This window comes from Sphingomonas sp. CROZ-RG-20F-R02-07, from assembly GCF_022662335.1.
In the GTDB taxonomy this organism is placed as follows: domain Bacteria; phylum Pseudomonadota; class Alphaproteobacteria; order Sphingomonadales; family Sphingomonadaceae; genus Sphingomonas.
Genome location: NZ_JAKNQJ010000007.1, coordinates 149873 through 170506 on the forward strand (window position 1 = coordinate 149873; position 20634 = coordinate 170506).

Sequence of the window (20634 nt, forward strand, 5' to 3'; positions counted from 1 at the left end):
TTCGAGAAGGGGACGCTCGTCCATGATGCTCGTCATGGCAGTTACTTCGACCGCCGGTCAGTTGCCGCGCAGCGCATCCACGATGTCATGCCAACGAACACCGCTCCGGCCGGCAACGTCGCTGCCGCTAATCTGACTTTGTGCGACAGATAGAGCAGCGTTACCGAACATGTCGGTCATGGAATCCGCCATGGCCAGAATGCGGCGACAGCGGTCGCACGCGCATCCGCGTTCGTTGATCGACGGCGCTTCCGATGCCGGCGGACAGATTTTCAGATCTAGGCCCATGACTAAGATACGCGCGCGGAAACGCGATTGATGCATCAAAAGTGGTGATGCCTTCAGGAGACCCACCGAAGATGAGAGCGCATCCATCGCTTCGGTTTCTTCGATGGCTTGGCGAAGGCGGCGGCATTCGCCGACCCGCGCCCCGTCATCGCAGGTCCCTCAACTCGGGCAAAGGCCGAACGGCCGCTATAAAGCTGCAAGGACCCAAACCCGGTCTCTCGCGGCGCTATCCGCGCTTCCCGGAAGCGGACGTACGTTCATCCGCGGCGATACTTCCATTGGCTTGTGCAACCGGTCACACGCGCAATGGCGAAATTTGGGACAAACCCGTCATTTCCGCCCGGTCCGCCAAATGTCGGCTTCCGTCACGAGCCGACACTTCGCGCGTTCGGCCACCATGGCTCGTTGAACGAGCAAGGCTGGCCGTTAGGTGACTGACCGGTCTCAGGGCCGCGCGCGAGGAAGCAGACCTTCGCTCCATGCCCAAATGTAGATGAGCCGCTCCATTATTGGTGCCACATGAACCCAAATCAGATCGCCAGTCACGGCTGTCGACTTGAGGAAGATGCTCGGTCTCAGCTACAGCGTGATCCGGTTCCCCTCGAGATGACGGAAGGCGCGTTCGCGGCAAGTGAAGAGGATAACCTGCATCCGCCCGGAGGCCTCAGCGAGAAGCGTCGTCATGGCATCGAGCCGGGCGTCGTCCGAATAGACGAGCGGATCGTCGAGGATGAGCGACACAGGGGCGCCACGATCCTTCAGCAGATCGGCAAAGGCCAACCGAGTGAGGACCGCGAGCTGCTCCTGCGTGCCCCGGCTAAGCGCGGCGCATTCCTCGCGCATGCCACCGCGCGACACCGAAGCGAGCGCCAAGCCTTCGTTGAACGAGAGCTCGCTTCCGGGAAGGATCCGCTCGACGTAGGCTGACGCCCGTCGCGTAACCGGACCGAGAAACCGTCTGGCGGCTTCATCGTGGGCGCTGTCCAGCCTGTCCTGCAGGAGCTTCAAGACAGCGGCTTCGCCAGCGAGCCGGTCGGCTGCCTCGGACGCGACGGCTTCTTCCTGGACCGCATCCGCGAGAAGTCCCGTGAGCCCCTTCGCCCCTTCGCCGTCGATCTGGAGTTCGAGACGCAGGATCGCCCCCTTCAGATCGGTCCTGCGCTGCTCCGCCGCGTTGCGCGCATGGTGGAGATTATCGACGCGCTTCCTGATGACTTTCTCATCGAAGACGGATGCGTTTCGCTCAGCCTCCACCAGCAAGCCGGCGGCGCGGACCAGATTCTCGGCCGCCTCGACGGCCGACGCCTTGGTCTCCTCGGGTGGCGTCCTGGTCTCGATCTCCTCGAGTAGCGCGCTGGCGTTCGCGTGGTCGGCCGACGCTGTCGCCTGGGAGAGTGTGAGGCCGTGATGGCGATCCTCGAATTCCTTCAGCGCGGACTCCGCGACCTCATGCGCGATCTGGGCCGCGCCCTCCGTCTCGCCCGCTTCGCGCCCCGTCTTCTCCGGAGCGTTCAGATCCGGAGCCTCTCCGTCCTCCACGGCGGCTTCCGGCTCGGGGATGACGAGAGCCATGAGCGCCACCGGTCCCGCGACGAGGCCGATCATCGGGTCGGCGACGCAGAGGGTTGCGATCTGGAGCCGGACTGCCTCGAGCGCCTGTGCGGCGACCCGCGCCGCCTCGACCCTGTCGCGCGCATCCGCAACGTCAAGGGCACCCGCGGACGAGAGAGCGTCGGCGAGCCTCTCCAGCGCCGTTTCGTGGGCTGCGCCCGCCGCAGCCATGCCGGAGATCGGAGGTCGGACGACGACGGTCGCATGACAGCCCACATCGATCCTCGTCTCCCTGATCGCGTCGATCACCCCTTCGACCGATTCGCCGTCCGCAGTGACTGGCGTTCCGTCATGCCGCTCGATCTCAATGCGCGTCGCCCCTGCCTCGAGCGCCGCCTTCGCCCTGACGACCGCCCGCTCCAGCTCCTCCAGACGCCTGACCGTGTCGGCGTCTATGCGAACCTTCGTGGCAGGTTCGAGATCCGCGATGCGAGCCTCGAGCGCGTTGAGCTCGCCCCTCCTCTTTCTTGCACCCGCGTAGGCCTCCCGCCTCGCCCTCTCGGCGAGCGCGCCGCGCGCGCCTTCCAGTTCGATCGCTGTCCTCTGCCGTTCGGTGCGGGCGCTGGATAGAGCCTTGCGGGCATCACGCTCGATCCGGATCACCTCCGCGCGCTCGTCGCCGATCGCGACGACCGCATCGTCGGCGAGACGCTTGGCCTCGGCCGTCGTGACGGCCTTCGCGCGCGCCTCGCGGAGTCTTGCGAGCGCTCCTTCGAGGCGAGCCGATTCACCCTTGGCTACCTCGTGCTCCGCCTTCCTCGTCGCAAGCCGTTCCGAAGCGCTCCTCGCGATATCCAGATCCCCCAGCAGACGACCGCGCAGAGCGATCTCCTCCGGATCGGCGATGTCCCGCTCGACGATGATCAGGCGCACACGGGCGTCATCCAATTCCGCGAGATGAGTCTCGTACTGGGCGTTGCGCTGCTGCGCATCGGCCAACCGTGCGCGTGCCTCCGCGAGTTCGGCGTTGGCGGAGGCGAGACGCCCGGTCGGCTTGCCCGTGGCCGTGCAGAGCTCGCCATAGGCCTCTGACACCCGCCGGCGGACGGCATCGTAGGCGCGGCCACCCACCACCGTGCCGACCTCAGCCTCCAGAGCAGAATGGACGGTCTCCCTGACGATCCGGCCGGGAGCGTCGATGCCGAGCGCGGACGCCTGCCCCACCCAGAGCAGGCCCAGCGCGCCGAGCGTGTCCGGGTCGAACGAGCGGGTGCTACCCTTCTCGAAGCCAAGCAGGTGCTGGAGCCGCTCCTCGGCCTCGTCGCTCGTCGTCCTCGTCCCGTCCGGTGCGGTGAGCTGCACCTTCGCGCTCTTAAGGAACTGCTTGGACAGCTGCCACTCGTCGCCGGCAACGGAGAAGGTCACTTGGACAAGCGGCGCGACGTCATCGCCGACCGGGCAGTAGGATCGGGTCAGGTCGGTCTTGGCCGAATGCCGCATGAAGAACGCCCCGCGAAGCGCCTCGAGCACTGTCGACTTGCCGGTCTCGTTGGGCTCGACGACGATGTTCAATCCCGGAGCCAGGCCGTCGATCGTGCGCGGCGTGCGGAACTTCCGGAAGTTCTCCAGCTCGATCCGCTTGATGACGAGGCTCACGACGGCTCTCCCGCGCGGATGGTCTCCACATAGAGGCGCTCCAGCGCCTTCGCCGCGACCGCGGCGTCTGGCCCACCGGCATCGCAGTCCGCCCGCAGCAGCCTCGCGGCGGCGCCTAGGGTCCCTTCGACGCTCATCGCGGCCAGATCGTCGTCGGTCGGACGACCGAGCAGTTCACGGTCGTCTATCTCGCACCAGCGCAGCGCGTCGGAGAGATCGCCCTCTGCCTCGGCGATCAGAGCGGCTCGTTCGGCGATGCCGATCGCACCGGACAGTTCGAGCCGCAGGAGGGTGCGGACCGGATCGACCTCGGCCTCCAGTCTCGCGCGCGCAGCGGCAAACTCGGAGGCATCGGAGATGGACCATCGCCGCTGCAGCCAATGATACCGCCCCGTCTCAATGCGTTCGACCGCCGGCAGCGCGCCCGCTTTCACCTCGACCAGAGCGATCGTGCCAACGTCCCTGTCGAAGCGGTCGGTCTCGGGGGTTCCGCTGTAGCAGGTGCGGTTGCCGATCATCTGGAAGCCGTGCCAGTCCCCGAGAGCCAGATAGTCCAGGCCTGACAGCTCGGCCCTATTGGGTGGCAGAAGGTTCTTGGCTTCGCCGCGCTGCGCGAAGTCGACCACGGAGCCGTGAGCCAGACCGATCCTGACGGCGCCAGGCGGGGTCGCCATCGCAGTCATCGCGTCCGTGGGATCCTCCCGGGTGTGCCTGAACTCCAGCGGTGCCGGAAGAAGCCACGCGCCCTCCGAGACCTCGACCGGTTCGGGGCGATCGACTATCCGGATGTTCGGCGCCAGCTTGGCCCTCACGCGGTCCCAGAGACCGCCTGAGCGGGCGTAGTCATGGTTCCCGGGCATCAGCCACCATGTGCAGTCGGCCCGTGACATCCGCGTCACCGCCTGGACGATCTCCCGATCGGAGGGACCGGTGGTGTCGAACACGTCGCCCGCCACCACCACGTTGCCAACACCTCTGTCCCTCGCCAGCCCGCCGATCACGTCTATCGCGTCGAAACGGGCGTCGGTCAGGGCCGACCGCACCTCCGGCGTGAACCTCGCGAAGGACTTGCCGATCTGCCAGTCGGCCGTGTGGATGATGCGCATGGCTATACCCTTTCCCTACTCTTTCCCAATCAGCCGACGAGCCAGCGCTTGAGCCGTTCGAACCAGCCCACCGCAGGTGCCGGAACGGCTTCCTGCTGCTCGGCGATCTCTACCGGGAGATCCGCAGTGCCGTAGTAGCGGGCCTTCGAGGCGCGGTCGCGGGCTCGCTCGGCTGCCACCTCCCTCTCCGACCACGGTCCGGCCTCGATGACGTGCCCCCGCCTAATCACGTAGTGCGACCGGCAGGCGAGGTTCCAGTTGCCGACCGACGGGTTCAGCGTGACCGCCTCGCCATCGTAGACCAAGTGCCAGTCCGTCGGAGTGAGCGGCGTGGTCACCTCCTCGCCGCAACCGCATGCGCAGCTGTGCGAGACCATGCCATACTCCATCGAGACGTAGAGCACGCCAGGCTCCAGCTCCTCCGGGATGTTCCTCACGAAGCGATGTTCGAGCATGTTGTGCACGATCATGCCTGGTCTCCGTTCAGAAGCATGTTCCCGTCGGTCGTGTAGGTGCTTTGGTGCTCGCGCTCCAGATCGCGGTAGAAGCAGCGGATCTTCTTCCACTTGATCACCGCCAGGATCGCGTTGAGCGCGTTCAGATCCGCCACCTGGATGTTCGAGGCGTAGACGTCTCCGCCGCCGGCGTCGGCAAAATCGACCCGCCCCGCCCGGACGTGATCGCGCTTACCGGGGGTGCTCGAGGTGACCCGCAGGATGCCGCCCAGCGAGTCCCCGTCGAGCTCGAGGCCCATGCCCACGTCGACGTACGAGGCCCCGATCGCATCCAGCTTGTCCATGACGACCCGCCTGGACGGACCGTCGTCGATGCTGATGAACGCGAATGTCACCCCGTCGAGCAACTGGGCGTTCGCCTCGGTGATCGCCACCGGATGCGCCACGATCCCGCGATGCATCCTGGAATAGATCGCCTTGAAGTGGTCGACCTTCAGCGGAGCTTCCCTCAGCTCCTCCAGCGCAGCCGCGCCGGGAGCGCGAAACGCATTGTGGGTCAGGAACTCGTCGGCATCGAAGATACGGATCTCCGGCACTGGCGTCTTGGCCACGAGGTCCAGCACGTAGCTGCCGGTTCCGCCCAGCCCGATGATGGCGACCCGATCCTTCGCCAGCCGTTCGGCCAGGGCGCCGATGCCCGCCCGGGCCGAGGCCGTGTCCATGTAGTTGAACGGGCTCTCCTCCTCGGGTTCGGGCGGGGCGTAGGGCCGCGCGTTGATCCCGGGCTCGAGCGTGGTCGCCGGCCCGGAGATGACCGCCACGTACGTGGTCATCTTGTGGTGGTAGTCGGCGTATCCCTCGGGCGGCTTGTTGGAGAAGCCGTGGCATGCTGTGATCCCGTGCCCCATGTCGACGGGATGATCCTGATGGCGAAGCGCGGCGATAGGCGCGCCGTCCGGGTTGCAGGGATAGGCGCCATCCCACCAGATCACGTGATTGTCGGGACGACGGGTGACGTCCCCTGCCATCACGAGCGGAGAGATGAGGTTTCCGCGGCGGACCTGGCGCGCACCGTCGACATAGGGGACGCCGCGCAGGATCAGGAGATTGCCCCTGATCTGTACGGAGTAGCCCTCGTCGCGGAGCCGCTTCAGGTCTTGGCTAAGACTGAACGGTCCGGCTGACATTGAAGATGGTTCCTTCCTTGACGTGGACTTCACCGCCCGGGCCGAGTTCGCCCGCATGGGGAGCCGAAGCGGCGTGACGATAGGTCATCGAGTAGACGTAGGCCTGGCCAGGTGGAGGCGGCCCGTTCGCCGGGAAGGCGAGAAGAACCACCTGCTCGAAGGTCACTGTGTGGCCGGGGACCTTGCGCTCGCGCGAGTTGACGATGATGTCGGTCTCGCGGTGGAGCGCCTCCTCCAGTTCATGCTCCGCAGCCTTCAGCTCGCGCTCGGCGCGCTCCTCGGCCTCGTGGGCGGCCTCCAGATCGTGCTCGGCCTTGCGCACGTCCTTCAGCGCGCGGTCGAGCGGATCGCCGTCTGGCGGTTCGGATGGCATTTCGTGATCAATGTTCATTGGTTTCTGGTCCTACTGATCGGCAGCCTCAGGGGCTCCATCCAGCCAATCGACGGGACCTGGTCAGACCGGTAAGGTCGGCGCAAAAAAAGATTCAGAGGAAGCCTTCGGGGAGCGGCCCGCACACGAAGAAGGCCGGACAGCAGGGACAGCTGAAGCCCGAAGGCCTCGCTGGAAACCGGCCGGCGCGGATGCCGGCGAAGCCGTCGGCGATCTTGCCGTGACGGGTCGCAAGCTTCCCATCGGACAGAGCGACCTCGATGGCCCCGCCGTCCGTGAGATACTCGATCCTGGCCTCGACCGAAACCCCGAGCGTCCTGGCCGCCAGCATGTGCGCGGTCGCGACCAGATCGCCGTCATCGGTCGACCTCTTCCTGCCTGTCTGCACCCGGACGAGCGCCGGGCGCGCGCCGGCATTGGTGCGGAGCTCGTCGGCCCGCACAGTAACCTCATCCGCCCCGATCGCCACCGCGATGCGGCCGGGGCGCTCGGCTTTCCAGCCGTCGCGCATCCTGAGAAACCGCCCGATCATGGAGGCGGCGATCCGCGCGAAGTCGGCGCGGTAGCCGTGATCCTCCAGACCCTGGGCGACGCAGCCGGCGTCGGCCGCCGCCAGGATCGAGCGAGTGTCCGCATGGTCGAGGACGAGATCGCCCGACCGGATCGAGACCATCGTCGCCCTCACCGCCTCATGCATCAGCATGAAGGGCGTCATGGTCCTGCGACCGCCAACCCGGAGGATACGGCTGTAGAGAAAGCGGCGCGGGCAGCGTTCGTAGATGGCGATCTCGGTCGCCTCGAAGGCCAGCGGAGCGCCGCCCCCGACGGGAACCAGGCGCTCGGCCGCGCCCTCCGCCCCCGTCGCGCCGCTCTCGATGCGCCCGACGGCCGGACCCAATCTGCCAACGAATGGCGAGACCTCCCGCCGCTTACCGTCGGCAGTCTCGCTCGCGGCGTAGACCATGAGGCGGTCGCGGGCACGGGATACGGCGACGTAGAAGAGGCACTCCTGCTCCTGCGACTGGCCCGAACGGAACAGGGTGGCCGCGTCGCCCTCGGCTTCCTTCACGAGGCCGTCGGGCGGCAGGCAGCTCGGTAGCGGGGGCGTGCGGGGTAGCGAGCCCTTGTTCATGCCCAGCACGTGGACGACTGGGAACTCCAGACCCTTCGAGCCATGGATCGTCATCAGCCTCACGCCGTCCAGCTCCTCGGCGGCAGCGGGAAGCTGGCGGAGCTCACGGTCGTCACCGAGCCGGACGAGGCGGCGGACGCGATCGAGCAGCCTCTGGACCGGCAGCCCCTTCCCCGACGGCTGCACCCGGAGGAAGTTCATGAACTGCCAGACCGCCATCGCCCCGGTCCTGCCGGCGACGTCGGACGCCGTTCCATAGCGCGCGCCGATGCCCGACCGGTCGAGGATAACCGTCGCGAGAAACCGCCAGGGCGAAGCCGTCTCATCGAATCCATCGAGGGCGTCACAGAGCCTGGCGAACGTCGCGCCCCCATCTTCGGAGATCGCATCCATGATCGCCGGCAGGTGATCGCGCCAGCGCGTCGGCGTCGGCTCCTCGTCGATCCCACCGAGGCGCTCGAAGAGCGTCGCGACATCGGAGAGATCCATCGAAAAGTCTTGCGACGCACCGATCAGGGCCAGTCCCATCGCGCGGTCGTCCACGAGCAGCGTGAGGAATGAGAGAAGCTCCTTCACCTCGGCCCTTTCGAAGAGACTGCCGAGGAAGAGCACGGGGACCCCCGCCGCCTCCAATTCGGCGGCGACCTCCGCCAGCCTGTCGTTTCCCGAGCAGAGAATCACCTGGTCGGAGAAGCGGAAGCCTTCGTCGCGCATGCGTTCGATGCTTTCGGCCACCGCCGCCGCCTGATCCGCCTTGGTGCCGAACCGGACGAGCTCCGGCACGTGGCCCAGCGCTCCGCGGGTCGCCTTCAGCGGCGAGCCGGGAGTGGCGACCTGCATCGCGGTCGCGAACGCCGAGAACGCGTAGACGATCTCCTCCGATGACCTGTAGTTCTCGACCAGGACGCCGCGATCTCCCGCAGGAAAGTCTTGGTCGCCGAACCTCGCCATGTTGAACGACGACGCGCCACGGAAGCGGTAGATCGACTGCTTCGCGTCTCCCACCGCCCAGAGACCGCGACCGTCGGGCTTCAGGGCGGTCAGCAGCCGGACGCTGCTTCGGTTCACGTCCTGATACTCGTCGACGAGGATATGGTCGTAGCGCTCCTGGAGCTCCGCCCGAGCCTCCTCGTCACCCTCGAGAAGTCGGACCGGAATCGAAACGAGATCGCCGAAGTCGATGGCCCGCCTTGCCCTCTTCAGCTCCTCGTAGAGCGCATAGACCTGGGCGACCTCGCCGGCCTTCTCCGCCGCCGTCTTCCGATCGGCGTCGCCGCCCGCCGCTCGCGCCATCCCTTCGGCGAGCTCCGCGTATTCGGCGGGCGCGACGACCTCATCCTTCGCGCGGGAGATCGCGGAGAGCAGATCGCTGATGATCTGCGTCGGATCGTAGTGGTCGCGGTAGTGCGTCAGGTTCAGTCGTGGAAACTCGTCCTCGAGCAGCTCGACGGCCTCGGTCCGATCCAGCATCCGGGGATCGTCGGGAAGACCGAGACGGTCGTGGAAGCGGCGGATCAGATCGAGCCCGAAGGCGTGGAAAGTGCCGATCCACATGGCCGCAGCCGCCTCGGGATTGTCCCGGGCGATGCGTTCGGCCATCTCCCCCGCCGCCTTGTTGGAGAAGGTGAGGAGGAGGATCCGCCGCGGATCGACCCCATCCGCTAGCAGGCCCTCGACGCGACCCACCAGGGTCTGGGTCTTGCCGGTTCCCGGCCCGGCCTCGAGCAGATACGCGTCGCCCCGATGGGAGGCCGCGGCGCCCTGACGCTCGTTCAGCGGCCGACGCACCCTCTCGGTTTCCGGCGCAGGCGGAACCACGTGGGGAAGAAGCAGTGCATCGAGAAGCTGCTGTGCGACCATCTCGAACGGAGCCCCGAGCTTCAGGGCGATGTCGGAGGCGCTCATGCCATCCTCTACGAACAGCGTCCGCGCGAGCCCACGGGGGAAGAGAAGCTCCCTCGCGAAGAGATCCATCTGGACCTCGCGACGTTGACGACGGCCGTAGTCAGCCAGCCCTTCGTCGAGACCTCCGGCCATCGCCTCCGCGGTGCGGGCCGGATCGACGGTGTTGACCACGACCTCGTCCGGATCGTCGCCTAGGACGACGTGGCCGATCTCGTGAGCGACGAGGAAGGCCTGTTCGAAGTGCGTGCCAGCGTCCTCGTGGATGATGAGCCGGTCCTCGGGGTCGTAGGTGGCCCGTCCGCCGTCGAGCACATGGCTACCGGGCGCACAGGCGTTGACCCTCAGTCCCTGGTTTCGCGCCTCGGCGAGCGCGAACGCGTAGGCATCCCAAGGATCGCTTCCTCTCGCAAGGGCTGCGGCGTGGAGCGCCGCGGCGGTCTGGCGTCCGATCTCTCCGGCGTCCATGTCATGCCTCCCCGCCCAGCAGGGACGCGCGCACGTCCTCCGGGACGCGCGCCTCGACCAGCATCTGCTCGAAGCTGACCTGCTCCGCGATCTTCGGCTTGCGGTCCGACTTGTAGGCGCGGGCGAGCCTGGTCGTCCGAGGAAGCGCGAGCCCCGCCAGGAGGGCCTCTGGCGTCGTTCCGACAATGGCGGCGAACGCGCGCGAGAAAGACGCAGGCACGGTCGAAAGGATGATCCGGCGCTCGCGGAAGGCGAGCACCACCATGTCTGGCACGCCAAGGCGCGACGGCAGATTCTCTCGCAGCTGCGCGCTCATGGTGGAAAACGGATCGACCGCCTGCTCGGTGGCGACCGTTCGGCGGCGCTGGAACACGTGACTCATCCGCTCGATGTCCGCCGCCGAGATCTCGGTCGGATCGGCGTCGATCGGGCGCGCGATCTCGCGCGAGAGGTCGATGAGGGCGGCGGCGTATTGCGGCCATCTGCGCAGGTAGCGCTCGAGCGTATCGCGATTGTGCACCGGCTCAACGGCGAACTCCTCCAGGATCTCGTCCATCTCGGTCATTCGCCGTCCTCCTCGACCGCGGCGCGGATCGCGGCGAACGCCTTGTCCCGATAGGTGCGGATGGTCTTCTCCGATCGATCGAGCGTCTTCGCGATGGTGATCATGTACGAATCCTTCGAGTCAATCGGAATGTCTAGGCGGAGCATCTCGATGATCCTGATTTGTTCCTCTGGTAATGCTTCAATCGCCGCATCGAGCCGCAACCGGTAAACCTCGCCGAGATTTTCCGCGAAGGGGTCGAAATCCCCCACGGCCGCCTCGACCTCGGCCGATATCTCGCCGGGGTGCTCGGGAGCCTCCAGAGGGCGGCTGCGGTTCTCCTGGCGCCATGCGGGTTTCTGCGCGTCGCGCCGCCGCATCGCCAGTCCCGCGTCGAAGTTGACCTCGAGGTAGTCAAGCGCCGGCTGATACTGGTCCCTGTCCTCGGCGATGAGCTCGAGGAAGCGGCCCTCGATCTGGTCGCGGATCGTCATCCGCGTCGAGGATTCAGCGCCCTTAGCGACGTCGATGCGGGGAATTCGGTCCCGCACGCGCTGGATCAGCAGCGGCCAGAGCAGGTTGAACCATCCGTCCGAGTTGTCGTCCCGGCACGCCCTGACGAGATAGAGGAGACATTCGCTCGGCACCCGATTCGGATCCCGAGTGGAGCGGATGCGACAACGCTCGAGCAGATCCTCCCGATCGAGTGCCAGAAGCTCGCCTAGAATGGCCTCGTTGGTGTCACGACGTTTGTAGAGCTCTCCGCTCTTCTTCCGCTTTCGAAGTGGAGTGATCAAGCAGCGCCCCTCAAACATCGTTCCCCAGTGCTCGTACCGGGCTTATGCTAAGAGGCGTTCAAATCAAATGCACGGAATAATGTCACAAAATGACCGCGCCTCGGAATAAGATCAACGGCCTGGGCGATAGAAGGGGCCTGAAGCCCAACAGCCTTCGCGAACTCGGTGGCCCTGTTCATCGAGCCGAACCATCCCCATTCGAAACCATCGAGTTCGGCGGTCCGCGCTTCGGCTGCGCCGAGCAGGCCGGCGACAGCCTTCCATTCAGCGACGGTGAGGTCGGCGAAGGAGCCCTTGCGCGCAAACATCTTCTGGATCTCTCGCACCAGATCGATGCGCTTGTCAAAACCGTGAAATTTGTCTCGCCGAACCCGTTTGACGAACTCCTCCCAGGACATTGTTGCAAGCGGAGAGTTGAAGCGCGGCCACTTATCCTTGTCGTCTGGCAGGACAGGATTCTTCGGCCTGAGGGCGTTTGCTGCAGCCTCAGCTTGCCGTCGATAGCTCGCCGCCAGCTTTTTCGTGATTGGGCGATGGAGATGCTCGTAGCTCGCGAGCTGGTCCCGGACTTGGTCGAAGAATGCTTCGTCAGCCTCACCTTTGACATGAACGCTGGCCTCCAGATTCTTGCCTAGACCGGCCTTGGTGAAATTCGCGCTGCCGACGATGGCCTCTGCCTTGGCCCCGGACTGAAAATAGAAAATCTTTGGGTGGAAGCAGCCGGCACGGTTTTTCGCGACGAAGGCGTTGGCGACGTCGATTAGCTTGTCGATAAGGTCGGGATCCGTCGCGGAAAAGTCTACACCGAACAAGACCGACTCGAACTTGGCTTTGTTAGCGATCAGGGCCTCGGCGACGTCGGTCAGTTCACCCCAGGCGACGGCGATGGAGATGCTATCATGTTCTTGGATAAGCAACTTCAAGCGGCGCGCGATCGCGGCTGACTCCAAGATTTCAATCTTCATGATTCGCCCTGCTCCCCTGAGACCGAATTGGTTTGTACTTAGTTTGGTACCTAAACCAGAATAGGGCCCGCTTCCTAGGGAATGGTGACAGCTAAGGCGCAGTGCTGACACATCTGCGTTGATCGGCTTCGATAGGCAGCTTCCGTCAGGACCGGACGTTCACCAGAGATGAGACGAACGACCGGCTCTAGTCGAGAGCTAACGCCAACCTTGCAGCGGCGTTGACCCTTAACCGTGTACTGGCGATCCTCAACGCAATGGGCGAGGAATGGGGCTATGCGACGGGACGAAGCCTTGCCGGTCTGCCAAGACGCGCTCCTCGCGGCGACCACATCAATCTATTATCTCGACCTGATCAACCGTAAGCAGTCCGTTCGCAACCAATTCGTCGCGTGCGCCTTTTGGATTAGGGGTAAATAGAAGAACCCGCAAATCCTCAAGCGCCCGCGAGAACGACACATAGGCGAGCTTCTTGCCGCGAGCCTCCTGCCTGCCGGTTCCTACACCTCCCACAACGCCTGGCGTTAACAACTTACCAAAATTGTAATTGTGCCAAGCCGCCTCGATATCGTCGTAGACTACCAAAACCTTAGGATATTCCTCGCCTTTTACGCCATGCTGAGTGCTATAGGCGGTGTTCGTGCTGGTGAACGATGCGTAGGAAGCAATCTCTTTTGTATCCATGGCAAAGAGCGCGTCGGCAAGCCAGTCGCCCTTTTCCTCCCCGTGTTGCTCGGCGTCATACGCCTCGCCGCGAGGATCGCGATCGAAATGCGCCTGAAATCGCTCGCCGACTCGGATCAGTTGCCGCTCTGCGGCAAAGCGCAGGATTTCACCAACCGGCGCGGTGTCCCACAGCAAGAGTAGATTAGACACGACATCGATCGACGTGTCGACCATCGAGCGCAGGCTCTTTTTGGCATTGACACCGTCCACTGCGAAAGCCGGGCTATTCCGCCTGAGGATGTCGATGATTGCCCGGCTGTCGCCAGCGCGCTGCGCTTGGACGAGTGGCCAGATCGTGCTTGTGAGTGGGACCAGAAGGAAGTGTTCTCCGCGATCAAATGCATCCTGTGCGCGTGAGGAAGCGAAATCTCCCGCGAACAGGCGATTGAGGTTCACAAATCCCATGCGGCGGGCAATCATCTGTTTGACGAGAAACAGCTTCACGACGTCGTTGCGATCTGCCCAGCCCCATGCTGCCAGCGCTTCGTCCAATTTCACGAGCGCGCGTCCTGTTTGGGCTTCCGAATAGCGATTACGAGGTTCTTCCGGAATTTCGGCCTTTACCAGCCGGAAAATGACACTCCCTTCGACCTCCTGGTTGGCGCCGGCGGGAACCTGCGCGACGTCCGTGCGAAACCCATTGAGTAGCCGGATCACGCTTTTGGAACAGCGAAAGTTTTCGACCTTCGTGATAGTCTTACCGTCTTCGGGCGGTGCGAAGTCCTCTGCCGTCTCGCCGTAGATTTGCTGCCAGGGATCCCCGAAATAGCCGACCACCGGCAAGCCCTCACCGCCGTAGGCTAAGTTCAGCCCCCGAACGATATCCCCCGCGGTATCTTGAGCCTCGTCCACAAAAAGATAAGGGAAGCGCACTCCAAGGAGCCGGCGAAAAGTCGCATTCTCCTCCAAAAGATAGGCCGCGACCACGGGAATGTCGTCGTGCCCGAGGATCCCATTGGGGTAGTCGCCATACACCGTGTCGCCGTACTCGAAACGATCGACGTCCTTCAACGCTGCCAAATCCGCTTCGTAGCGATCAGCTTTCGCGCGAGCTTCACGAGCGGCCTTGCTTTGCCCGCCGTTGTCTTTTGCCCGCTCCTTCTCGATCAGGTCCGGCAGCCGGCGGTTCTCAACCGCTAGACGAATGTCACGATGAAAACGCCCAAGCTGCGCCCACAGAAAACTGTGCAGGGTCGAGACGACAAATAGGTCGTCGAAGCCGAGCCTCTCACTGATGACGGCCACGGCACGCTTGGTATATGTGATACAGGCGACGTGCTGACCATTCTGGCGCAGGGCCTTACCTCGATGCTGGCGAATCCAATCCAAGGCATCAATTAACGAGGAGGTCTTGCCGGAACCTGCCCCGGCGATAAGCGCGAAACTGACGTTAGTGTTAAGGCAAGTCTCCACGTCTTGGTCGGCCTGCGTCAGAACCTTTGCCATCTCAGCCCTCCCCCTGCTGCACGTCAGCAGCATCATTGTTCAAGGCGACAGCGAGCTCGAGATCGTCCTCGAGCGCAACAGGCGCGAGTTCGGGTATTACGACCATCGGCTGAAGCTTGGTCTCCAGCCATGTAAGTCCTTCGGCGATATAGACCGGGGTCTTCCAGCCGATATCGCCGTCGAGCAGACTCATTGCGAAATCAGTTTTTTTGAAGGTATCCGCTCGGATACGGTCGTAAATTGACTGATAAGCGTCTGCGAGATCATTGGGTATCGGCTTGCCAATCGTTATCGTGCCTTCGCGTAATAGGGTAAAATTATCATAGGCGAACGCTTCCTCCAGCGTACGCGGCCGCATCGCTAGTTGATTGCCTTTGTCCTCGACGGTTACGTCGATCTGGAACGCGACGCATCGGTCCTTCTCGGTGCTAGCCTTAGATTCCGGGGGCATGGCCATCAGTTCCGCAACGGTAGTTTTTTCCAACATAACCTTCAGCGTTGCATTCGATGTTTTAGCCTCACTCACATCACCGCGGCAGGCCGCACCGGTATCAGGCGTGACTGAATCAAGATCAGTGATCACGAGATAGGGAATGCACAAAAACGAAAGCAGCCCTTCAAAGCGGTGCGCATAGGCGCCACCGACTTCCAAAATCGTGATGTAGGACTTTCTAAGTTCCGCTGCCGACTTTTCAATCATCATCGGCAACAGTAACTTCTCTACCGCTCCCTCGACGAGAATGGCGGCGTCAGCAAAGAAGAGATCGCAGTGGGTTAGGCGCAGGTAGCGCTTTAGAAAGGCAATGGCGTCTTCCGTGGATACGGCCTTACCATCGATGACGTCGCCGTCCGGCCGAAATTTGCGCAAGCTACGTACGTCCGACACGTTGCGGATACCGGCTGGAACTTGCTCGTCCAAAGCGTGACGGCGCTGAAAGTAGCGTACCGTCTCGAAGTCGACCGCATCAAGAACGTGCGATGAATGGGTCGTCACGACCAGCTGCGGCATTAAAGCCGGCTCCTCGGCGGCCAACGCTGATTTTTCGATGACTTTCCAAATGTTGTTGATGAAAGTCTGCTGCACCTGTGCGTGGAGGTGAACTTCCGGTTCTTCGATGAACACCAGCATGCAGAGCGGCCGGTTGTCGGGCGTTGCCAGCCATTGAGCGTGAAAGTGCCGGACTTGGATAGCCATATAAATCAAGTTCTTGAAGCCTAGGCCGTTGTAGAGCTCTGGCAGTTCATGCTTCCGCGTTGGATCGACGTACAGGAGCTCTGTATTGCCCTTGAGCGCTGTCTCTGGGCTAAGTGACGAGATGATGCGCAGATCCCGGTCATTGACGGACGGTACCCCCAGCCCCTTGATCAGGTCAATTAGCGGGGCAAACTGGATTTTATAGTGATCGGTCAGTCGTTCATTGTTCTCGTCGATCACCTTATGGGCGGCAGCCGCGGGACCGGCATCTTGCAGGTTCTTTTGGTAGAAGGCGGAGAAGGCTGAGGAAAGCCGATTGCTGCGGTTGCTGTCATCGTCGTTAATGTTACGCTGCGCGTCGACGAACTCAACCCGGACTAACTGCTTCAGAAGTCGCCTGCCCTCTTCGGGCTCGATTGCCGAAACATGGATCGAGGGGTTTCCCTCGTCATCTTGGCGCTGTTCCAGGGAAGCGATCCGCACAATGCCGTGCCGACCCAGGTTGTTGTCCGTTCCCAGATATTGAGCAAGAGTTTTGCCGCGGTTGCCGTTTTCCTGGGCAGGATAAGCCGCCTGGTAGGCTTCCAGCAATTTTTGCGGGTCCGCGAAGCCGAATGTCATTCGGCAGCCGACGCGCTCGAAATCAGTCAGGTTGGGCAGCAGGGAGAATATGCGCCCATAAGCGATGGTGTCGGGATCAATCGAGAACCAAAGGTCGAGGGTAATCTCCGGTAGATGCGCCGGATCGCCCATGACGGCGAAGGCCTCGAGATCGGCCATACGCGAGACCGAAAAATCATGAATCTTAAATTCGCGCCCGCCGAGAAAGCAGCGAAATATTGCCGTCGCGGAGGTCTTGCCGCTATTGTTGGGACCAACGAAAATGGTCTTCTCGGCTTCGATATCAATTTCAACATTCTCTAGGCGCCGAAAATTTCGGATCGCGACTGAGCTGAGTTGCATGTTTGCTTCCCCTTCACGAGCGACGACGCAACTGCGCGCGCGAATGTTGGGGAATAGACCAGTGTCAGTACGCTTGTCGCTGCCGATCTTGCTCGTAGGGTAACACATTGGCCTTGACTGCTTCTAGGTCTAAGCGACCACGGCGCAAACTGCCAGAATCTTCGGGCGCCTAGCCTCGGGCACCATCTGAACGAACGTCCGCTTACGCCGATCGATGCCTCAAACCGGACAGGCCGCCCTCCACCCATCTTACTCAGGGATGACGAAGTTGAAATCCGGCTGTTATTGCAACCAGACCTCAAATTACGCTCGAGCGGTACCCCCAGGCAAGGAGTTTAGCCGACCCCTCTAGACCCCGTGCGAGCAATATAGGCGTCAATCGCGGTTGCCAGCACGGTAAGCGGCACGCCTGTAGTCGACACCACGACATCGTTGAAATCTCGGATATCGAACCGGGCGCCAAGTTGTCCTTGTGCCCTGGTACGAAGCCGCAGGATCTCGTTATGCCCCACTTTGTAGCCGCACGCTTGCCCTGGCGTCGCACAGTAGCGATCGATCTCGCTCGTCACGCCGTTGCGGGCCCGTCCCGTGCTCGCCATCAACCATTCCACGGCCTGGTCGCGCGTCCACCGCGATGCATGCAGTCCGGTGTCGACGACCAACCGCCCTGCCCGAAAGCGCTGCGCCTGCAGGTAGCCAAGCTTGCCAAGTGGATCATCGACATAGGCGCCGAACTCGTCGTTCAACTGCTCGGCATAGAGCGCCCAGCCCTCGATGAAGCCGTTGAAGCCCATGATGGAGTTGATGAGCGGGACCTGATCATGATGCTCGGCGATATACGCGCCTTGCCATGCATGCCCTGGGATCGTTTCATGCGCGGTCAGCGTCGGCAGCTGGAACCGTGGCCAATTCTCCATCGACTTCAGATTGATGTAATAGATCGAAGGCCGAGCCCCATCGAGCGAGCCAAAGTTCATGTAGCCTTGGGCAGCGCCATCCTGGATATCGACGGGAACGCGCTTGACGATTACCGGCGCCTTGAGACCGAGTTTTGACATGCGCGCGAGGCGCGGCCGCGTGTTCGCGATCGTTTGGTTCAGATAGGCGATCAGTTCGTCACGGCCGGCGTCGTTGTCGGCGAAGAGGTTCTTGGGATCACGGGTGAGCGCCTGCGTTCGTTCGGCGACCGTACCCTTGGTTAGCCCCTGACCCTTCAGGATGGCGTCCATCCGAGCTTCGAGCTCGCGATCCTGCTCGATCCCGATCTGGTGGATCTCCGCGGCGGTAAGACGGGTGGTGGTGCCGACCGACAGCAGCCAGGCGTAATAGGCCTCTCCGTTTTTGAGTTTCCAGACGCCGGCATCGGCATTGGCGCGCGCGCGGGCTTCACGAAGTGCGCTCAACTGCCGATCCAGGGCGGGAAAGACACCTAAGACGACACTCGTCTCCGCACGACGCGACCAGTTTCCGAGAATATGCAGCGCCGCAGTTCGCCTCGCGATCGACACGACGAGCTTTTGTTGCGACGCGGGCGTGGCGCGGATGCGCGTAATCTGCCCGATTGCATTGTCGAGGATGAAGTCCGGCGCGATGACACCGGCGGCAGTGTCGGTCCGTATACGGGTCGTCTCCTGGTCGATCACGGACCCCAGCATGGCTAGGCGTGCGAGATAGGCATCGGCATCGCCTGCAACGGCTATGCTATGCTGGCTATCCAGGAACTCAGGCACGCTGAACACGGCGCCGGAGGATTGCGTTACCACATAGGGCCGCGCGCTTTCCCCCATGGCGGCGCCGAAGCTGTTGTCGCCAAAGGCGAAGGCAGAACCGGCGATGCCAAGATCAAGCGCGGTCGATACACTGTCCGCCTCGATCCGATCGGCGGGATTTAGCATTGATCGGTCGAGCGACGCCAAACGGGTTCGGTAGGAGCGCAAGGTCGCGACATCGTGAGCAAAGCGTGCCGGCGATTGGCTGTTGAGGCGCGATTTGGCGGCCGCGTACCGGCCCCTGTCCAGCCCCAGCGATGTGCGCTGTTCCGGCATGCCCGCGAGCAAGGCATCCGCGAGGTCCTGCAATGTGCCGAGCAAGGCGCCGCGTTCCGGCGCGAGGGCGGAGAGCTTTGTCGTCATCGCCGCGGTGGCCATCCCTCCGAGAAACATACGACGGTCGGGCATCATGGCAAACTCCTGTGAAAGCGTGTGCGTGGGTGTGGGACCGGGCGGGCCCGATCGTCAGCAGCCAAGCTGTTCGGCTAACGTGATAAGGCTGTCGGTCTGCCATTCCCACGCCTCTTGCTGGTCGCGATCCGGCGCAGGTGCCCCACCGCGTTCCATCGGACGATCGACATAGGCCGTGAGCAATCCCGCCCCTCGCGCCGCGCCAAGATCGCTGTGATGCGCCGCGACCAGGCAGAGCTCGCCGGGCAAGATGTCGAGAATGGCCGCGGTCGTGGTGTAGGCTTCCGCTGAAGGCTTGTAGGTGCGGGTCACCTCGGCGCCGAGGATTGCATCCCAAGGCAAACCTGCACGCCGGGCCATGTTGAGCATCAGCGCGATGTTGCCGTTCGATAGCGTGACGATGGGGAACCGCGCCTTTAACCGGGTCAGGCCTTCCACCGCGTCTGGCCAAGGATCGAGCCGATGCCATGCGCGGGTCCAATCCTCGAGCAGCGCTGCCTCGATTGCCTGAACATCGACGTCTCGATCGGCGAGAACGGCTTCCAACGTCTCGCGGTGAAGGACATCGAGGATGACGAATGTACGCTTACCGTCGCGTACCGCTGCCATCGCGGGTTGGTAGTGGCTGCGCCAAGCGTCGGCGAACGCTGCCGCATCGATATCCGGTCGGCCTATCGTCGCCAGATGACGCTGGGACTCGCGGATGATCCCGGACCGCCAGTCGACCACGGTACCGAACACGTCGAAAGCCAGGACGCGGGGGTTGGGCATAAGAACACTCCTGGCTCTTCTCTGCCATTCGAGCGCGAGATTGGCCATCGATACCGGCTCGACCGATCGCAGAGGTGCGTAAAACGCGCGTGTCTCCTTGCTAGGGCGTGGCACGCTTGATGTAAGGCCACGGTGTTAGCCAACCGGTGCAAGCCCGGCGGGTTTGCTCATCCAAGCTATCTGTGCTACTATATTAATACAGTGGCCATGGCCGCTGTACCTCCCAAACAGCTTGGAGACCATCCATGAACCAGCCCGCTCGCGTGCTGGAGACGGCCGACGTGCGCCGTCTTCTTCGCCATGTCCGTGCCCACCGCTATCCACTCAGAAGCGAGACCATGATCCTGCTCAGCTACAAGGCCGGGCTGCGGGCTTGTGAAATGGCGGGGCTGGACTGGACCATGGTGCTGAAGCCCGGAGGATCGCTTGGGGACCATTTGGTCATCGCTGGCACGATCGCGAAGAACGGCACCGCTCGCCGCGTGCCAATGAACCCCGAGCTAAAGTTATCATTGGCCAAGCTGCACCGTGCTGCCGGTCGCCCCTGCGGCGGCCCGGTCATTGCGTCGGAACGAGGCGACCACCTTCGTCCACGCTCGGTCGTGAACTGGTTTGCCCTGCTTTACGCCGAGACCGCCCTGCCCGGCTGCTCGTCGCATTCCGGCCGCCGCACCTTCATCACCCGCTCGGCACGGCTGCTAGCGCGCACGGGCGGGTCGCTGCGGGACGTGCAGGAGCTTGCCGGACACCGCAGCCTGTCGACCACCGAACGCTACATCGAAGGCAACCGCGACGCACAGCGCAAGCTGGTCCGCCTCGTTTGACTGACTGCCGCTGAGCACAGCGGCGACCCGCTGACGAGCGCGACCGCCCCAGCACCAACCCCATAGTTTCACACCAGGAGAAACGCC

General features: G+C 63.2%; 15 protein-coding genes. 1 reads left to right on the plus strand and 14 read right to left on the minus strand.

Going from position 1 to position 20634, the window contains the following annotated elements; genetic code table 11:
• Positions 1-57 precede the first annotated feature (57 nt).
• From L8H00_RS12385 to L8H00_RS12450, 14 genes are all read right to left on the minus strand, one after another.
• Complete coding sequence (locus L8H00_RS12385; RefSeq protein WP_242097646.1) at positions 58-375, minus strand: hypothetical protein; 318 nt, start codon at positions 373-375, stop codon at positions 58-60.
• Between the two features lie 492 nt (positions 376-867).
• Positions 868-3495 (minus strand): AAA family ATPase, encoded by a 2628-nt coding sequence (locus tag L8H00_RS12390; RefSeq protein ID WP_242097647.1) that lies wholly within the window; start codon positions 3493-3495, stop codon positions 868-870.
• On the minus strand, positions 3492-4601 hold the full coding sequence (locus L8H00_RS12395; protein ID WP_242097648.1) for a DNA repair exonuclease: 1110 nt from the start codon (positions 4599-4601) through the stop codon (positions 3492-3494). The genes L8H00_RS12390 and L8H00_RS12395 overlap by 4 nt, the downstream gene beginning before the upstream one ends.
• A gap of 29 nt (positions 4602-4630) precedes the next feature.
• Positions 4631-5071 carry a DUF6527 family protein gene (locus L8H00_RS12400; RefSeq protein ID WP_242097649.1) on the minus strand — a complete coding sequence of 147 codons (441 nt, stop codon included), beginning with the start codon at positions 5069-5071 and terminating at the stop codon, positions 4631-4633.
• Positions 5068-6243 carry a ThiF family adenylyltransferase gene (locus tag L8H00_RS12405; RefSeq protein ID WP_242097650.1) on the minus strand — a complete coding sequence of 392 codons (1176 nt, stop codon included), beginning with the start codon at positions 6241-6243 and terminating at the stop codon, positions 5068-5070. The genes L8H00_RS12400 and L8H00_RS12405 overlap by 4 nt, the downstream gene beginning before the upstream one ends.
• Positions 6218-6634, minus strand: coding sequence for a multiubiquitin domain-containing protein (locus L8H00_RS12410; protein WP_242097651.1), 417 nt, complete (start codon positions 6632-6634; stop codon positions 6218-6220). Before L8H00_RS12410 ends, L8H00_RS12405 begins: the two co-directional genes overlap by 26 nt.
• A 94-nt stretch (positions 6635-6728) precedes the next feature.
• Entirely contained in the window at positions 6729-10136 is a 3408-nt protein-coding gene (locus L8H00_RS12415) for a UvrD-helicase domain-containing protein (protein ID WP_242097652.1), read from the minus strand.
• Between the two features lies 1 nt (position 10137).
• Positions 10138-10701 (minus strand): hypothetical protein, encoded by a 564-nt coding sequence (locus L8H00_RS12420; protein WP_242097653.1) that lies wholly within the window; start codon positions 10699-10701, stop codon positions 10138-10140.
• Positions 10698-11477 (minus strand): DNA-binding response regulator, encoded by a 780-nt coding sequence (locus L8H00_RS12425; protein ID WP_242097654.1) that lies wholly within the window; start codon positions 11475-11477, stop codon positions 10698-10700. The genes L8H00_RS12420 and L8H00_RS12425 overlap by 4 nt, the downstream gene beginning before the upstream one ends.
• 47 nt (positions 11478-11524) lie before the next feature.
• Positions 11525-12442 (minus strand): phospholipase D family protein, encoded by a 918-nt coding sequence (locus tag L8H00_RS12430; protein ID WP_242097655.1) that lies wholly within the window; start codon positions 12440-12442, stop codon positions 11525-11527.
• A gap of 333 nt (positions 12443-12775) precedes the next feature.
• The gene (locus tag L8H00_RS12435; RefSeq protein ID WP_242097656.1) at positions 12776-14614 is read right to left on the minus strand and encodes a UvrD-helicase domain-containing protein; all 1839 of its coding nucleotides are present in this window, start codon (positions 14612-14614) and stop codon (positions 12776-12778) included.
• Between the two features lies 1 nt (position 14615).
• On the minus strand, positions 14616-16772 hold the full coding sequence (locus tag L8H00_RS12440) for an AAA family ATPase (protein WP_242097657.1): 2157 nt from the start codon (positions 16770-16772) through the stop codon (positions 14616-14618).
• Between the two features lie 335 nt (positions 16773-17107).
• A complete protein-coding gene (locus L8H00_RS12445; RefSeq protein WP_242097658.1) occupies positions 17108-18952 on the minus strand; it encodes a DUF885 family protein in 1845 nt (614 codons plus the stop codon).
• Between the two features lie 54 nt (positions 18953-19006).
• Positions 19007-19723, minus strand: coding sequence for a haloacid dehalogenase type II (locus L8H00_RS12450; protein ID WP_242097659.1), 717 nt, complete (start codon positions 19721-19723; stop codon positions 19007-19009).
• Between the two features lie 245 nt (positions 19724-19968).
• On the opposite strand from L8H00_RS12450, the gene L8H00_RS12455 reads away from it, so the two are divergent.
• Entirely contained in the window at positions 19969-20547 is a 579-nt protein-coding gene (locus L8H00_RS12455) for a site-specific integrase (RefSeq protein WP_242097660.1), read from the plus strand.
• Positions 20548-20634 lie beyond the last annotated feature (87 nt).

Coding starts and splice junctions, on each gene's coding strand:
- L8H00_RS12400 (WP_242097649.1), bottom strand. CDS start 5,071: ATGATCGTGCACAACATGCTCGAACATCGCTTCGTGAGGAACATCCCG.
- L8H00_RS12410 (WP_242097651.1), bottom strand. CDS start 6,634: ATGAACATTGATCACGAAATGCCATCCGAACCGCCAGACGGCGATCCG.
- L8H00_RS12450 (WP_242097659.1), bottom strand. CDS start 19,723: ATGCCCAACCCCCGCGTCCTGGCTTTCGACGTGTTCGGTACCGTGGTC.
- L8H00_RS12385 (WP_242097646.1), bottom strand. CDS start 375: ATGGATGCGCTCTCATCTTCGGTGGGTCTCCTGAAGGCATCACCACTT.
- L8H00_RS12405 (WP_242097650.1), bottom strand. CDS start 6,243: ATGTCAGCCGGACCGTTCAGTCTTAGCCAAGACCTGAAGCGGCTCCGC.
- L8H00_RS12455 (WP_242097660.1), top strand. CDS start 19,969: ATGAACCAGCCCGCTCGCGTGCTGGAGACGGCCGACGTGCGCCGTCTT.
- L8H00_RS12420 (WP_242097653.1), bottom strand. CDS start 10,701: ATGACCGAGATGGACGAGATCCTGGAGGAGTTCGCCGTTGAGCCGGTG.
- L8H00_RS12395 (WP_242097648.1), bottom strand. CDS start 4,601: ATGCGCATCATCCACACGGCCGACTGGCAGATCGGCAAGTCCTTCGCG.
- L8H00_RS12415 (WP_242097652.1), bottom strand. CDS start 10,136: ATGGACGCCGGAGAGATCGGACGCCAGACCGCCGCGGCGCTCCACGCC.
- L8H00_RS12430 (WP_242097655.1), bottom strand. CDS start 12,442: ATGAAGATTGAAATCTTGGAGTCAGCCGCGATCGCGCGCCGCTTGAAG.
- L8H00_RS12435 (WP_242097656.1), bottom strand. CDS start 14,614: ATGGCAAAGGTTCTGACGCAGGCCGACCAAGACGTGGAGACTTGCCTT.
- L8H00_RS12445 (WP_242097658.1), bottom strand. CDS start 18,952: ATGATGCCCGACCGTCGTATGTTTCTCGGAGGGATGGCCACCGCGGCG.
- L8H00_RS12440 (WP_242097657.1), bottom strand. CDS start 16,772: ATGCAACTCAGCTCAGTCGCGATCCGAAATTTTCGGCGCCTAGAGAAT.